We start from the raw sequence: 15,662 nt of genomic DNA, 5'->3' as shown, positions 1-15,662 counted from the left end.
CTGTATTCTTTATATTTGCCTCCCAAACTGAAATTTATAAGTAAATGCATGGCAGGACATTCCAAATGGGCGAACATTCGCCATAAGAAAGCAAAAGAAGACGCCAAGCGTTCAAAAGTATTTACAAAAATAATTAAGGAGCTCACTATCTCTGCGAGGGAAGGTGGTAGCGACCCATCGGGAAATCCTCGCCTATCCCTTGCTATCGAAAATGCCAAGGCAGCGAATTTACCTAAAGACAACATGGAGCGCGCTATCAAGCGTGGAGCCGGTGAACTGGATGACGGTTCCTCTTATGAAGAGGTAACATTTGAAGGCTATGGCCCGGGAGGAATTGCTTATTATATAGAAGCAGCAACTGATAACAACAACCGAACCGTTGGAGAAATTCGGCACATTTTCACTAAACATGGTGGTAATATGGGTACGAACGGGTCTGTTGGTTTCTTATTTGAGCAAAAAGGAATGATACAAATCCCATCAGAGGGAGTGGATGAAGATGAATTAATGATGGAAGCACTTGAAGTGGGTGCTGAAGATGTAAAAGCTGAAGATGACTATTTCATTGTTTATTCAGAACGAAATGAGCTTTTTAACGTTCGAAACACTCTCGAGCAAAAGGGGTTCAACATTGAATCTGCAGAACTTATTAGAGAAGCAACCACAGAAACAAAAGTAGACACCGAAACTGCTTTATCAAATTTTAAAATGATGGAAAAATTTGAAGAGAATGATGACGTTTCAAATGTGTTTACTAATATGTTAATGGATGACGAAACATTGGCGGTTGCCGAGGAATTATAATAGAACATGAACATCTCTTTTGCTTATATATTAATAGTTCTTCTTTTAGCCGACCCTGGTAACAGTGATGCTAAAAAAGGAAATGATGCATATGAAAAAGGTGATTACGCAAAAGCTGAAGAATTGTACAGGGCATCTATTGAAACAGACCCGGAAAACGCGGAAGTCTATTTTAATCTTGCTAATGCGCTAGCTAAACAAGGGAAAACAGAGGAAGCTATTCAAACTTACATGGAATATCGCTCTATGGCCGATTCTCCTGAAAAGAAAGCGTTGGCAGAATATAACATCGGTTCAGTACTAGCTCAGGGTCAACAATGGAAACCTGCTTCACAACACTTTCGAAATTCACTTAAGCTTAATCCGACCGATCAGGAAGCCAAGCACAATTTTGAAAGAGCTATGATCGAATCGAGTAAGCAGAATGAGCAACAGCAGCAAGAGCAACAACAAAATCAGGATCAGGAACCACCCAGTGAATATGCGAAGGCAATGAAAAAAAGAGCCGAACAATTAGTCGGTGAGCGAAAGTACCAGGAAGCTCTTAAGATCATGCAAGAAGCACTAAATGCTGATCCTACTGTTCAAAACTTTAACGATTTCATCAAGCGTATTAGTGATGTAAGTCAAATTGACTCCTAACGACTATGAAGTATTTACTACTACTTTTTTCCTTTCTAATGATCTCTGTCACTGCCCAGTCGCAAACAGCAGATGATTATTTTCACGGTAGTGCACAATCATTTATTAATTATGACCTCCCGGGAGCAATTGCTCAAGCTCAACAAGGTTTGGCACGATACCCTAATGACCCTAAACTCAATGCCTTGCTAGAAAAACTGGAAGAAGAACAAGAGAAACAACAACAGCAACAGCAAAACCAGGATCAGCAGCAAAACGATCAACAAGAGCAAAATCAGGACCAGCAAGAACAGCAAAACGAAGACCAACAACAGAATGATCAGCAACAAGAAAATGAGCAAGAGGAGCAACCTCAGGAAGAACAGCAACAGCAGCCTCAGGAGCCAAAGGAAATAACGAAAGAAGAGGCTCAAAAAATCTTGCAAGCCTTAGCTCAAAAAGAGAAAGAGTTACTGAAGGAATTCAAAAAGAAAAAGAAGCAGGGAACGGCTACCCATGATAAGGACTGGTAAAAGCACCTTTTTCATATCGTTTTATATTTTTCTCTTCCTGTTGTCAGCCAGAGTTATTGCTCAGGATATAACGATTGATGCATCGCTTACACAAACCAAGATTTTTTCTGGGGAAAATGTTCGGTTAGATATCAAGGTATCCGGACAATCCATCAATTCCATTAACCGACCTACCATCCCCAATATAGATGGCTTGCGTTGGCTAAGTGGAAGCACCAGTACCTCTCAAAATTTTTCTTATGTAAATGGGCGACCTTCTGTGGCTTATACCTATGGCTATCAGTTTATTGCCCAAGCTCCTGGAAATTATACGCTGCCAGCTTTAGAGTTTACTGTGAATGGAGAGAATTATCAAACCAATGAGATTTCATTTGAAGTTCTGGACCCTAAAACGATTGATACCGGCGAAGCAGAACGATCTCCCGAAATTTATCTAAGGCTTGAGCCAAATACTCAGAACCCTGTTGTTGGTGAACAGGTAATCGCTGATATCGTTCTTTATTTTAAATCGGAAGTAGAAGTGTCTTCCTACCAGGCTTCCCCTGGCTGGAAAGCAGAAGGTTTCTGGAAGGAAGAACTCGAAAACAGGCAACAGGCACGTACTACCACTACTATTATTAATGGCGTTCGGTATCAGAGAGCGGTATTACTTCAGTATGCAATCTTTCCAACTAAATCCGGTGAATTAACCCTTAGCCCTTTTGAAGTGGTAGTTCAGGTGCGTCAACGCAACCGGCGTCGGGATATCTTTAGTTTTGGACTTGGCCAGGAGCGTAAAGAACTCCAAACCCTTCCTGTTGATATTGTAGTTCAACAACTTCCCCAACTTAATGATGCTGATTTTTTGGGAGGTGTTGGAAGTTTTTCTATCACAAGAAGTATAAATCCTGGAAAAGCATATGTGGGAGAAAGTGTAGAAGTAGTCACAACTATTACAGGACAAGGTAATATTCCGCTTATCGTAAAACCTGAGTATTCATACCCTGAAACCCTGGAGCTCTACAATCCACAGGAAAATTCTACCATTACACGATCAGGTCAACAAATTGGTGGAACAAAAATATTTACTGATATACTTATTGCGAGAAATGAGGGTTCGTTCAAAATACCTGAAGTAAGGATGGCTTACTTTAATCCTGAGACAAACAGATATAATACGATTAGTTTACCGGAGCTGACTCTTGAAGCAGAACGAGACCCGCGGGCAACAGCTATTTCTACCAATGAACTTCGTTTTAATGTAAATCCAATTACCGGTTTAGCAAACTGGACAAGCATGGAGCAAGCAAGATTGCATACCAAATCCTGGATATGGTTACTTCTTTTTTCTCCTTTTTTATTATTAGGTGGTGCATTTCTGCTTAAGACTTATTCTGAGAAGATGAGCACTGATACTGCTTTTTCCCGATCTCAAAAAGCACGCAAAAAGGCTGTTGAAGAGCTCGATCTGGCGAAAAATAATAGCGATATCAAACAAGGGTACAACCATATACAAAAGGCCCTCAATCAGTTCATAGCTGATAAACTCAACCTTCCTCTCGCCGGACTGTCGATACAAGAATTATGCGATCATATTTCTAAACGGGGAGACTCTGATTCGGCAAACGAAATAAGAAGACTCCTGGAAAAATGTGATACCATAGCTTATGCGCCTAACACCTCACAGGATGATCTTGAATTAGACATTCAAAAAGCAGAAGAACTTATCAAAAAATTAGGCGGGCTATAATGAAGAAGCTGAGTATTCTTCTTTTGAGTTTAATGATAACGGTATTAGGAAAGGCACAGGAAAGTGCCCAATTGCTCTTTGATCAGGCAAATACTCTGCTCGAAGAAAGCGAGTACTACGATGCACTTAATCAATACCGGAATATTGAATCCATGAATATGGTATCCGGTGCATTATTCCTAAATATGGGAATTGCAGCCACGCAAATAGATTCAATTGGTCTTGCTAAATATTACTTCCTAAAAGCTAGCTCTTTTCCAACCACAAAATCTTCTGCCCTTGAAGCATTACAATATGTTGAATCACAATTCAGCAGACAATCTGCAATGCTCCCAAAACTACCATGGGACCGTGCTGTTGACTGGCTAAAGGAAGAACCCACTTCTACAGGTGTTTTTCTAATTGGCTTTATTCTTCTGTTTTGCACACTAATCTTAATCCTTCTTCGGTGGTTTACCACACTAAATCCTAAGAGGTATAGAGCCATTTTGTTATCGATGCTAATACCCGGAGTGTTGCTAGTATTACTCGCATTTTATGTGGACTACGTTGATTACAGATATAGTCAGGCTGTTATTATAGAGAATGAGATCCAGGTTCGGCAGCGGCCTGATGATGCTTCTGAATTAGTAAGCCTGGCTTACGAAGGTTATGAAATAACTGTTGATGAATCATTGAGTTCTGAGCATGATAATTGGCTTTATATTAGATTGGGCAACGGCCAATTTGGATGGATACATACACAAGGAGTCAAAATTTTATAAAGAACAAACTATGAGTACACCTCAAGCATATATCGAAACTAACCAAGATAGATTTTTAGAAGAACTACTAGACCTACTCAGGATTCCCAGTATAAGTACTGATTCAACAAAGAAAGAAGCGATTCAAAAAGCAGCTAATTTCCTTATTGAACAACTCCACTCACTCGAATTGAGTCGGGTCGAACTTTTCGAAACTCCCGGAAACCCTATTGTTTATGGTGAACACTGTCCTTACCCTGACCGACCAACAGTTTTAGTATATGGTCATTACGATGTTCAACCATCTGATCCTGATGAACTTTGGGATACACCAGCATTTGAACCAACCATAAAAAATGGGAATATCTATGCACGTGGTGCAAGTGATGACAAGGGCCAGGCGTTTACTCATGTAAAGGCAATAGAATCCTTTGTAAAATCAGGAAATCCGATACCAGTAAACGTAAAGTTTATCCTGGAAGGAGAAGAAGAAATCGGTTCTCCAAACCTCGTTCCATTTCTCGAAACCCATAAAGAGTTGCTTGCTTGTGATATGGTGCTAATCTCAGATACAGCCATGTTTGGCAAAGATCAGCCATCTATTACTTATGGGCTTCGAGGGCTGGCTTATATGGAGGTAGAAGTGATTGGCCCCAATCGTGATTTGCATTCTGGAGTTTATGGTGGAGCTGTAGAAAATCCTTTGAATGTATTATGTGAGATGGTGTCCAAATTGAAGGACGAAAACGGAGTTATTCAAATTCCTGGTTTCTATGACTCTGTAGTCCCACTAACTCAAGCCGACCGTGATGCTTCTGCCTCTCTTCCCTTTGATGAAGAAGCATATAAAAAATCACTCGATATTGAAGCTGTTCATGGTGAAAGTGGATATACTACCCTGGAAAGAGCTTCAGCACGTCCTACTCTCGATGTAAATGGAATATGGGGAGGATACCAAGGAGAAGGAGCAAAAACAGTACTCCCATCAAAAGCCGGAGCAAAAATCAGCATGCGACTGGTACCTGATCAACATCCAAAAGAGATTGCCCGATTGTTTAAAGAATACTTTGAAAGCATCGCACCTGAAACTGTGAAAGTTACCGTAACAGAGCACCATGGAGGCTTTGCTTCTATAACGAATCTGGATTTTTACGGATTAAAAGCCGGTGCAAAAGCATTCGAAGAGGTATATGAAAAAGAGGTACTATTCTCCAGAGAAGGCGGATCAATCCCTATTGTTGCTGACTTTAAACGAGTATTAGGAGTAGAGTCAATCCTGATGGGTTTTGGGCTTACCAGCAATGCTATACATTCACCTAACGAACATTTCTCAATAGAAGATTTTTACAGAGGGATTAAAACCTCTGCTCGCTTTTTTGAGTTGCTCCCAGAGTTTAGCTCTTAAAAATTCGTCATATATAAGATTGGTAGATCACTTTCGAAATCATACAGCGTAAGTCTTCGAAGGTTGTAGTATCCTTCCCAATAGCTTCTCAGAGATTGAACATAGCTTCTTCTAGAGCTGTCTTTCTGGTTCTGAGCAATAAACAGATCTGTTACATCAATTCTACCGATCAGGTATCGGTTTTTGGCTACATCATATCTCCTAGCTGCGATATCATCAGAGATCCTTGCCAATTCTACCTGATCTCTAAGCTGAGGGAATTCGCGAACCGTACTTTGTACACTTAGCTCAAACCTTAGCTTATCATAAGCAATAGTGTTAGCGGTTTCTTGCTGTAGGTTTCTTGCTGATCGAATCTCGGCCAGGTTCTTTCCCCAATTAAACAAGGGTATCTGAAAGCTAAGCGTAAAAAATTGTCGGTTTTGAGGGTCTTCGTATAATTCTGAAAATTCAGTGGAAGTTTGGTTTAACCCAAAATCAGCTCTCAATGTAGCTGAGAACCCAGTATTTCTTTTGGCTTGCTCATATGCCTGATCAGCGAGCAATTCATTTAACTCAAACTGCAGGGACGCACTATTATTCTCAAGAGCCAGGTTTAATGCTTTATCAACATCTACGTTAACTATTGGTGCAACGGATGGCACAACAATTTCAAGTTCTACATTATCATCAATCCCAAGTAGTGCTTTAAAATTCTCCTCTGCTCTTAGATAACTTAACTGAGCGGTAGTTAATGAAGCAGTTGCATTCCGATACTCAAGCTCACTTTGAAGTAATTCATTTTCTGCAATGTTACCTACCTGAAAGCGCCCTTGTGAAATATTATATATAGAGTCGTTTACTGTAACGTTAAACTCCGAAACTTCTACGTTTATCTTAGCTAGCAACAAATCGAAAAAACTCTGGGTCACTGTAAAAGCGATAGTTTCCATATCCTCGATATACTGCTTTTGAGCTATCTGATATCGAAGTGGCTCGGTTCTGTTATTCCATTTTAATGAGTTAAATTGAAATATAGGTTGACGAAAACTGGCGATAAGCGGTGTACTTTGCCACAAATAAGTATTCTCATCTTGGAAAATTCCAAGACGTGTTATTCCAGATGAAAGAGAGAGATTTCCCCCGGTTGGAAGGATACTTTGATTTATAGATAAGGCCGCTGAAGCTTCGGATTGAGTTCTTGAAGAAAAGGTAATTGTACCATCATCGAGAGTATTAGAAAAGATAGACTTATTATAATTTGGCGCATCTCCGGCTAATGTGAAGCTTGGTAATAAATCAGCCCTGAATGATTTATATCTCCACTTGGCTGACAAAATTGAAAATCGAGCTGCTCGTGAAAGCGGACTATTCTGCTTTGCATACTCAATACTCTGTTCCAGAGTAAGTACCTGCTGCTGAGCGTCAACACTTCTGGTTGGCACTACCAATAAAAGTAAGATTGTGACTAGTAATACAGATTTATTCATGGCGTAATGCGTGTACTGGGTCTTGTTGTGCTGCTCTTTTTGCTGGGAAATAACCAAAAACTACTCCAATGATGAGGGCTACCCCAAAGGAAATTACAATAGACATAGGCGTTACTATTGTTGCTATCTCGGCTGAGAGCTGAATTGCAAAGCTAAAGCCCATACCAAGAATAATACCGAGCACCCCTCCGGTTATACTTATTGCTAGCGCCTCTGTTAAAAACTGAAGTTCGATATCCTTCTTTTGTGCCCCTACTGCCATCCTTACACCAATCTCACGATAACGTTCAACTACCGAGGCAAGCATGATATTCATGATTCCAATCCCGCCTACAATCAGAGATATTGACGCAATGGATGATAACACTATATTGAAAATTCGCTTTGTTCTCTGCTCCTGCTGTAGTAGTTGCTCAGGAACAATGATCTCGAAATCAACCACCTCATTATGACGCCTCTTTAACATTCTGGAGAGTACATCGGCGATAGAAACACTAAATTTTGAATCAGTAACTCGAACAATGAGCTTGTCCAATTGATTATAGTTCACATCTCCTTCTTCCTCTTCCTCATCGGCCCCCCCAAAAATAATTACACGTCCTCCAAAACCGCCCGCACTAGCATCTATATCATCTTTAGTAACCAATGCTCTGTTCTTGAAGCGAAGCAAGAGTGTTGTAGCAGGCATAAATATATCCAGGTTGTAATTCCTGATACCAAGGCTTTCGATGTTTTCAGTTGAAAGCTCTTTTTTTTCGAGAACTCCAATAACAGTAAGCCAGAGGTTTCCAACTTTAATTTTCTTCCCGATGGGCTCTTCTCCTGCAAAAAATTTGGTTCGAACATCACTGCCTATAATAGCAACAGGCTCTGCGTTCTGAATCTGTAAGTCCGAAAAATTGCTGCCGTTCTGAATATCGAAATTGCTGATGAAGAAGTACTCGTCATTTACCCCAACTACTTTACCACTCCTCATTCTGGCATTCCGAATAAAATTTGTCTCAAATATGATTTCAGGACTTACATATTCTACTTCTGGTACATATTCTTTTATACTGTTCAAGTCATGAAGTGAAAGCCCGGGAGAATACCTTTTGATATCGCTCTCTCCCTCATTTGCGTCTGTTAAGGATCCTTCAAATTGCTCCAGCACGGGCTGTACAATAACATTGTTGGTTCCAAGCAACTGCATTTGCGCCAGCACCTCTTGTTGAGCTCCCGTACCTATTGCAAGCATCGCGATTACTGAGGCAACACCAAAAATAATTCCCAATGAAGTGAGAAAAGCGCGCAGTTTATTCCTCTGTATTGCCTCAATGGCGATATCAAAATTGTAGAGTAGTTTTTGTAACACTGAGCGCTAGTTTTGGGTGATTTGTTCGCTCAGCATAAGTCTTTTGATCCCTGAGGTATCACTTGGGACCGTCAAAAATAACTGGTCTTCGGTTGAAACACCCCGATGTATAATCACCGAGTTGTCATTTATAAGCCCAAGCTCCACTTGTTGCATTACTGGAGAAATACCATCTCTTATAAAAACAAAACTTAGTGAATCTACAGCATGTACAGCTTCCAGTGGGACATGTAAGACTTCTTCAATTTGATCGATTAAAATCTTGTTGCTCGTCGTCATGGCGGGGCGAAGCAAGCTGTCGCTTTCGTTAACCTCAATAGTTACTTCGAATACTTTGGAATCATAGTTCTTTCTTTGCTCTCCAATATTGGCAACATCGGTCACAATTCCTGTTAATCGTTTATCAGGAACTGCATCCAGCCCAATTTGCACTATCTGACCAACTTCTACTTTTTGGATATCTACCTCATTTACATAGGTAACTGATTCCATAATAGTGAAGTCAGGAAGTTCAGCTACTACCGGACTCCATGCACTGATTTGTTCTCCCTCTGTGATTTTGGCTCCATTCCAGTTTCTTCTGTAAATCACCATCCCTTTATCCGGAGCAAATACTGTGAATTCACCCATCAACTCACGAATTTTATTAATCTCGTTCTGCTTTTTGGTTAATTCTGTTTCTACTTCTCTAAGTTTGGCCTCGGCCTGCTTAACCTTTGTATCATAGTTTTTAAGTTCCTGAGCCAATTGCCGAGTGGCTTTATCCAAATCAATTTCTGCCTGCCTTTGTACAGCAGGAGATTCATACTTGGACTGATCTACGGCAATTTGCCGCTCTTCCAATGCAAATTCGAGATTTATAAGATTATCTCGTGCTTGAGAAAGTTCCAGGGTACTATCCAATTGAGCCTGTGTAACCTGAGATTGAGCTGATTGAAGATCTAATTGAGCATCCTGTAGCTTTCCCATAATCTCCGAGCGATCGAGTTCGGCAACAAAATCACCTTTTTCAACAATAGTGCCCTCAGGAATGAGGCGCTGTATCCTCATGTTGTTTACTCTGAAATCTCGAACACCCTGGGGCCCTTTAATTTCTGTAGAGTTCTTTGCCCTAAGCTCTCCGGTTGTAGTTACATCTACAACAAATTCACCTACTGTAGGTGTAGCGAACAGCTCTGTATTTTCTGAGTTATCTCTCGATGTCAGAAACCAGGCTGTGGTAACGACTAAAACGATTATAACTGGAATTATAATTTTCTTTTGCATGGATAGAGTAATGAGTTATTAACAGCTTAAGATATGCCGATTTGTAAGAAGACGGCCGACAACCAAAAAAAGTTTTACAACTTTTGGTAACAAAAAGTAAAAACTAAAAATCCAGCAATCCCGTTTCCAGATCATATTTCGTTGCGGGTTGAGAATAATCAAGAATTGATTTAGGGTCATTATTCTCGTCGACAATCACAACTCTTGGCTTGTGCTCCCTTGCTTCTTCCGGAGACATCTCCGCATAACTTATTACAATAATGCGATCATCCACCTGAGTAAGTCTTGCTGCCGCACCATTTAGGCAACATACTCGACTTCCTCTCTCTCCCGGTATCGTATACGTTTCCAGACGGTTACCGTTGGTAATATTTAGTACCTGTACTTTTTCATAAGGAAGAAGATTGGCTGCATCCAACAAGTCCTGGTCGATAGTGATACTACCTTCATACATAAGGTTAGCTTCAGTAACCTTTAATTGGTGCAATTTAGATTTGAACATTGTTAGCTTCATTGCCTAACACTCGAATATTATATTATCAATCAACCTTGTTTTACCCAGATAAACTGCACCAGCAATTAGGTACGTCTCTCCTTTTTTGAGTTGTGAAACAGGAGTAAGTTTATCCATAGAATAAACGCAAAGATAATCATTTTTAAAGCCTAATGCTTCTAGCTCGTTTTGCTGTTGCTCTAACATTAATTTAGGCTCCAACAATCCAGCCTTAATTTCCCTGACTGCTATTTTCATTAATTCGTACATCTTTGGAGCCCTCTCTCTCTCTTGATCCGATAAATAAGCGTTCCTACTACTTAAAGCCAATCCATCCTCAGCTCGCTCGATAGGAGCCATAACAAGCTTTAAATTGTGATTAAACTCTTCAACCATTTGGTTTATAATCAAAAACTGTTGGTAATCTTTTTGGCCAAATACTGAATAATCCGGCTGTACAATATTGAATAACTTATTTACCACCAGCACAATACCTTCAAAATATCCCGGTCTGCTCCCCCCATCCAGGTGATCGTTGAGTCCATCTATTTCGATACTCAGATATTTTTTATCGGCACCATACATGATCTCATCGGAAGGAGTAAATACAATCGACACCCCTTCCTCTTCACAAAAAGTGAGGTCTCGGTCTAACGTTCGGGGATAGCTTCCAAAATCTTCATTAGGTCCAAATTGCTCCGGATTCACATAAATAGAAACGACTACTTCATCTGCATAATCTTTTGCCAACCGAAATAGAGATAAATGACCTTGATGCAAAGCCCCCATAGTAGGAACGAATGCCATTGTCTTGCCTGCCATTTGATACGCTTTTACCAGGCTTCTTACTTCAGATATTTCTTTTACTATATGCATGTTATCAAAAAAAGAGACGTCAGGACGACGTCTCATAATCAATGCTTAGGTTCAGTAATGCTTATACAGAACGTTCCAGGTCAAAGTTTTCAAGTATTTCTTTTACCCGATTTACAAATGCCCCCCCATGGGCGCCGTCAATTATCCTGTGATCGTAACTCATTGACAGAAACATCATCTGACGAATTCCGATTACATCACCTTCACTCGTTTCGATAACTACCGGACGCTTTACAATTGCTCCTGTACCAATGATAGCTACCTGCGGCTGATTTATGATAGGAGTACCCATCAGGTTGCCAACACTTCCATAATTTGTGAGGGTGATGGTACCACCAACCAGATCATCAGGGCTTAATTTTTTACTTCTGGCTTTAGCAGCTACTTCGTTTACTGATTCAGCCAGCCCGACAAGATTTTTCTGCTGTGATTTTTTAATTACCGGAACTATGAGCCCGCCTTCTCCTCCGGTACCTAATGCTACTGCAAGACCAAAGTTAATGTCCTTTTTTAGAAGAATATTGTCACCATCTACTGAGCTGTTCATCATCGGAAATTCCAGCATAGCTTTGATGATGGCTTCTACAAATAGTGGAGTAAACGTAAGTTTGATCCCTGTTTTCTCCAGAAATTTATTTTTGTTGGCGTTTCTCCATTTCACCATGTTGGTAACATCAACTTCGGCAAAAGTAGTAACGTGTGCTGAGGTCTGCTTAGATCGTACCATATGCTCTGCGATCATCTTTCGCATACGATCCATTTTGATTACTTCTACATCACCAGTTGGAGAATGACTTACATTTAGTTCTCCTGCATGGATAGAACCATCAGATGATTTAGTAGCCGTTTTTGGCTGACTTGCTGCTGCTGGCTTAGGCTGGCTGATAGCGCTCCCTCTCGAACTTACATAGGCCAAAATATCTTTTTTCGATACTCTACCTCCCTGCCCTGTTCCTTCAATAGATTCCAATTCCTGAACAGAAATACCTTCTTCTTTTGCAATAGATCTTACAAGAGGTGAGAAAAATTTACCACTACTACTTTCTCTTGGGATATCACCTGCAGGAGTAGCGCCGCCTCCGTTTTCAATTAGGTCTTCCGGTCTCATTTGCGCTACATCTTCTTTAGTTATTGCAGCTTTTGCAGGTTTATTTTCTTGTTTTGGAGCAGGAGCTTTTACTGTGGTAGCTTCTCCTGTAGCAATTACCGCTATTACCTGACCCACTTCAATTGTTTCATCAGCTTCTGCTCTAATCTCTACGAGGGTACCTGCAGCAGGTGAAGGCACCTCACTATCCACTTTATCGGTCGAGATTTCCAGTAAGGTTTCATCTTCTTCGACCAAATCACCAATATTTTTCGACCACTCGATCACTGTAGCCTCTACTACCGATTCTCCCATTTGAGGCATTACTACTTCAATCCGTTCACCACCCGAAATTTCAACAACAGTTTCAGTTTGAACCTCTTCTACTTTCGTCTCTTCCTGAACAGCCACAGCAGCTGGTGCTGCTTCAGGAGCAACGACTTCTTCTTTTACTTCGGGTGCCGGAGTAGCAACAGGCTCGGCAGCACTAGCATCTGTTTCAATAATAGCAATTGGCTTACCAACTTCGATTGTATCTCCTTCTTCTACTAAAATCTCAACTAACACACCTGCTTCGGGAGAAGGCACTTCACTATCCACTTTATCGGTAGCGATTTCCAGCAAGGTCTCATCTACTTCTATTGTATCCCCTACACTTTTTGACCATTCAATAACGGTACCTTCCATTACTGATTCACCCATCTGGGGCATTACTACTTCGACCTTAGCCATAGTTAAATTCTTTTATGCCGGAGCGGCTTTTATTATTGAAAAACAGGAGTGTAAAGTTCTGGATAAAATCGAACAGATCAAAACATTGAAACACCTTCTATCATATCTAAAAAGCGCTTTTAAAAACTTACTAACTAGTCAGTTCAGCGCGAAAATCAGAAAAACTTACTATATAGTAAGTTACCGATTTAACGCCTGATCTAAATCCCCGATTAGATCATCAATATGCTCAAGCCCTACACTAAATCTTATCAAATTTTCCGGAGTAGTTGATGTCTCACTTTCACTTGACCTTCTATGCTCCCAAAGACTTTCTATGCCTCCTAAACTGGTGGCTCTTCTGATTATCTTAGAACTGGCTACCACTTTTAGTGTTTCTTCAAAACTTCCTTTATAGAGGAAAGAAATCATGCCACTAAAGCCTTTCATTTGAGCTTTAGCTATTTCATGATTTGGATGATTCGTTAACCCAGGGTAATTCACTTTCTCGATGCTCCTCTGCGTGACGAGAAACTCAGCCACTTTTAAGGCATTTTCATTATGCACTCTCATCCTAACTGGAAAGCTCTTAATGCTTCGACTTAATAACCAGCAATCTCTTGGTGAAGGTACTGCGCCCTGGCTTTTTTGAATAGCTCTTATTCCGTCAAAGAAGTCATCTGGCTTCCTGGTGACGATAGCTCCGCCCAAAATATCGGAATGACCACCCAGGTATTTACTAGTAGAATGCATAACCAGGTCGGCGCCATATTCGATAGGATTTGTATTGTAAGGAGTGGCAAAGGTATTGTCTGCACAAACTAGTGCTCCTTTACTATGTGCTACTCTGATTGCTTTTTCCAAATCAGTAACTAAGAGTAATGGATTTGAAGGGGTTTCAAGAATAACAAGTTGAGTATTTTCCTTAAATGCAGATGCATAGGCTTCCAAATCGGTAGTATCTACAGCTGAATATGTAACCTCCCAACGCTCGCTATACAATTCGAGAAGGTTCCTTGAACCATGATAAAGGTCCTCTGGAATAAGTACATGCCCTCCTTTATCAACACTCATTAAAACTGCATTCATTGCAGCAATACCAGAAGAGAATACAGCACAATCTTCCCCTTTCTCCAGAGCCGCTAATAGCTGCTCCAGTTGATTTCTATTTGGATTACTATGCCTTGAATATGAAAAATCTCCTTCTTGATAGCCTTTTACATCATGCTCAAAGGTAGTGGAAGACTCTAAGGGTGGTGCTATCGCCCGAGATGCAGATCCATGCTTGGTTCCAACATGAATTGCGAGTGTTTCTATCTTCTTTTTAGTTCCCATGTAAACGCCTTATCGCTTCTATTCTTAATAAAATCGGTGGGTGAGAGTAATTCAAAAAAACATAAAAAGGATGGGGAGTCAAATTAGATAAATTGTCTTTTGATAATTTCTTTAATGCCGAAATCATACTGTCTGTTCTTCCTGTGGTAGTTACCGCATATTCATCTGCTTCGTATTCATGTTTTCTGGAAGACATTTGCATAAAAATGGATAAGATCATTTCTACCGGAGCATAAAGCATTCCAAAGAAAATAAGTCCGGCATACACCGACATATTCTGCATGAAGAATGCCTCAAAAAGGCCCTCCGAATTTAGAAAAATGGATAGCAAGAAGAAAAGCACTCCGGTATGGACTACCCCTATAATCATCGATTTTAAAATGTGTTTCTTTTTGTAATGACCTACTTCATGAGCTAGTACTGATACAAGTTCATCGGTAGTATGATTTTCAATAAGAGTATCATATAAAGCAATTCGTTTATTTTTACCAAAACCTGTAAAAAAAGCGTTTGACTTGCTTGAGCGCTTAGAACCATCGATTACAAAAGTACCTTTCATTGGAAAGTCAACCTCAGTGGCATAATCATCAATTGCTGTTTTCAGATCGCCTTCATCCAGAGGTGTAAACTTATTGAAAAGCGGCATAATCCAGGTTGGAGCCACATATTGGAGGATCAAAGTAAATAGTGTCACTGCAATCCAGGCATATAACCAGGCCCATTCTCCGGAGTACATAAAAAAAGCAAGGATACCTGCTAACAAAGGGATACCTAACAAGGCACTAAGAAGTAAAGATTTTAATAGATCAAGAAGGAACGTCTTTGGGGTTGTTTTGTTGAACCCAAATCTCTCTTCAATAACAAAAGTAGAATAGGCACTAAAAGGAATGGATAGCATTGATTTTGCAACTACAATAAGTCCTATATAACAAAGGCCTGTAACCAGTTCTGAAAATCCCCACTCTCTTACAACTTCATCTAACCAGTTAAACCCTCCTGAAAACCAAAAAGCAAGTAAGAGCAGCAAATCGAATAAAGTAACCTTCAGTCCAAAACTTGTTGTGACCCTGGTATAGTCCTGAGAGTTTTTATACGTTTCTGAATCATAGACTCCTTCAAACTCATTTGGAAGTTGTTCAGAAAGCGCCTTCAGGTTCAAGATTTTTGCTACAAGATCAAGCAAATAATCTACCAGCAGTGCTGCCAGTATAATTATCGTGAAAACATTCATATGCA

14 protein-coding genes are annotated in these 15,662 nt (G+C 40.2%); 6 read left to right on the top strand and 8 right to left on the bottom strand.

Annotated features, from left to right (window positions below):
* Window positions 1–48: 48 nt before the first annotated feature.
* The 6 genes from ED557_11555 to ED557_11530 are packed head-to-tail and all read left to right on the top strand — an operon-like array spanning window position 49 to window position 5,835.
* Window positions 49–804: a YebC/PmpR family DNA-binding transcriptional regulator gene (locus tag ED557_11555; protein RNC83327.1), complete on the top strand. Its 756-nt coding sequence runs from the start codon at window positions 49–51 to the stop codon at window positions 802–804.
* Between the two features lie 6 nt (window positions 805–810).
* On the top strand, window positions 811–1,446 hold the full coding sequence (locus ED557_11550; GenBank protein RNC83326.1) for a tetratricopeptide repeat protein: 636 nt from the start codon (window positions 811–813) through the stop codon (window positions 1,444–1,446).
* Between the two features lie 5 nt (window positions 1,447–1,451).
* Entirely contained in the window at window positions 1,452–1,958 is a 507-nt protein-coding gene (locus ED557_11545; GenBank protein ID RNC83325.1) for a hypothetical protein, read from the top strand.
* Window positions 1,942–3,687 (top strand): protein BatD, encoded by a 1,746-nt coding sequence (locus tag ED557_11540; protein ID RNC83324.1) that lies wholly within the window; start codon window positions 1,942–1,944, stop codon window positions 3,685–3,687. Before ED557_11545 ends, ED557_11540 begins: the two co-directional genes overlap by 17 nt.
* Window positions 3,687–4,451, top strand: a complete 765-nt coding sequence (locus ED557_11535) for an SH3 domain-containing protein (GenBank protein ID RNC83323.1) — start codon at window positions 3,687–3,689, stop codon at window positions 4,449–4,451. Before ED557_11540 ends, ED557_11535 begins: the two co-directional genes overlap by 1 nt.
* 10 nt (window positions 4,452–4,461) lie before the next feature.
* Window positions 4,462–5,835: a dipeptidase gene (locus tag ED557_11530; GenBank protein RNC83322.1), complete on the top strand. Its 1,374-nt coding sequence runs from the start codon at window positions 4,462–4,464 to the stop codon at window positions 5,833–5,835.
* Here the strand turns inward: ED557_11530 and ED557_11525 are convergent.
* From ED557_11525 to ED557_11490, 8 genes are all read right to left on the bottom strand, one after another.
* Window positions 5,832–7,304 carry a TolC family protein gene (locus ED557_11525; protein RNC83321.1) on the bottom strand — a complete coding sequence of 491 codons (1,473 nt, stop codon included), beginning with the start codon at window positions 7,302–7,304 and terminating at the stop codon, window positions 5,832–5,834. The genes ED557_11530 and ED557_11525 overlap by 4 nt on opposite strands.
* Complete coding sequence (locus ED557_11520; GenBank protein ID RNC83320.1) at window positions 7,297–8,658, bottom strand: FtsX-like permease family protein; 1,362 nt, start codon at window positions 8,656–8,658, stop codon at window positions 7,297–7,299. Before ED557_11520 ends, ED557_11525 begins: the two co-directional genes overlap by 8 nt.
* 6 nt (window positions 8,659–8,664) lie before the next feature.
* Window positions 8,665–9,924: an HlyD family efflux transporter periplasmic adaptor subunit gene (locus tag ED557_11515; protein ID RNC83319.1), complete on the bottom strand. Its 1,260-nt coding sequence runs from the start codon at window positions 9,922–9,924 to the stop codon at window positions 8,665–8,667.
* 103 nt (window positions 9,925–10,027) lie between these two features.
* Window positions 10,028–10,438 (bottom strand): aspartate 1-decarboxylase, encoded by a 411-nt coding sequence (locus ED557_11510; protein RNC83318.1) that lies wholly within the window; start codon window positions 10,436–10,438, stop codon window positions 10,028–10,030.
* Between the two features lie 3 nt (window positions 10,439–10,441).
* Window positions 10,442–11,293: a pantoate--beta-alanine ligase gene (locus ED557_11505; GenBank protein ID RNC83317.1), complete on the bottom strand. Its 852-nt coding sequence runs from the start codon at window positions 11,291–11,293 to the stop codon at window positions 10,442–10,444.
* A gap of 61 nt (window positions 11,294–11,354) precedes the next feature.
* Window positions 11,355–13,112, bottom strand: coding sequence for a 2-oxoglutarate dehydrogenase, E2 component, dihydrolipoamide succinyltransferase (sucB, locus tag ED557_11500; protein RNC83316.1), 1,758 nt, complete (start codon window positions 13,110–13,112; stop codon window positions 11,355–11,357).
* A 180-nt stretch (window positions 13,113–13,292) separates the two neighbouring features.
* Window positions 13,293–14,426 (bottom strand): aminotransferase class I/II-fold pyridoxal phosphate-dependent enzyme, encoded by a 1,134-nt coding sequence (locus tag ED557_11495; GenBank protein RNC83315.1) that lies wholly within the window; start codon window positions 14,424–14,426, stop codon window positions 13,293–13,295.
* Window positions 14,416–15,657 (bottom strand): M48 family peptidase, encoded by a 1,242-nt coding sequence (locus ED557_11490; GenBank protein ID RNC83314.1) that lies wholly within the window; start codon window positions 15,655–15,657, stop codon window positions 14,416–14,418. The genes ED557_11495 and ED557_11490 overlap by 11 nt, the downstream gene beginning before the upstream one ends.
* Window positions 15,658–15,662: the final 5 nt, after the last annotated feature.

The organism is Balneola sp. (assembly GCA_003712055.1).
Lineage (GTDB): Bacteria > Bacteroidota > Rhodothermia > Balneolales > Balneolaceae > RHLJ01.
Note: the sequence above shows the minus strand (reverse complement) of the source record. Positions and strands in the feature narration are given on the sequence as shown.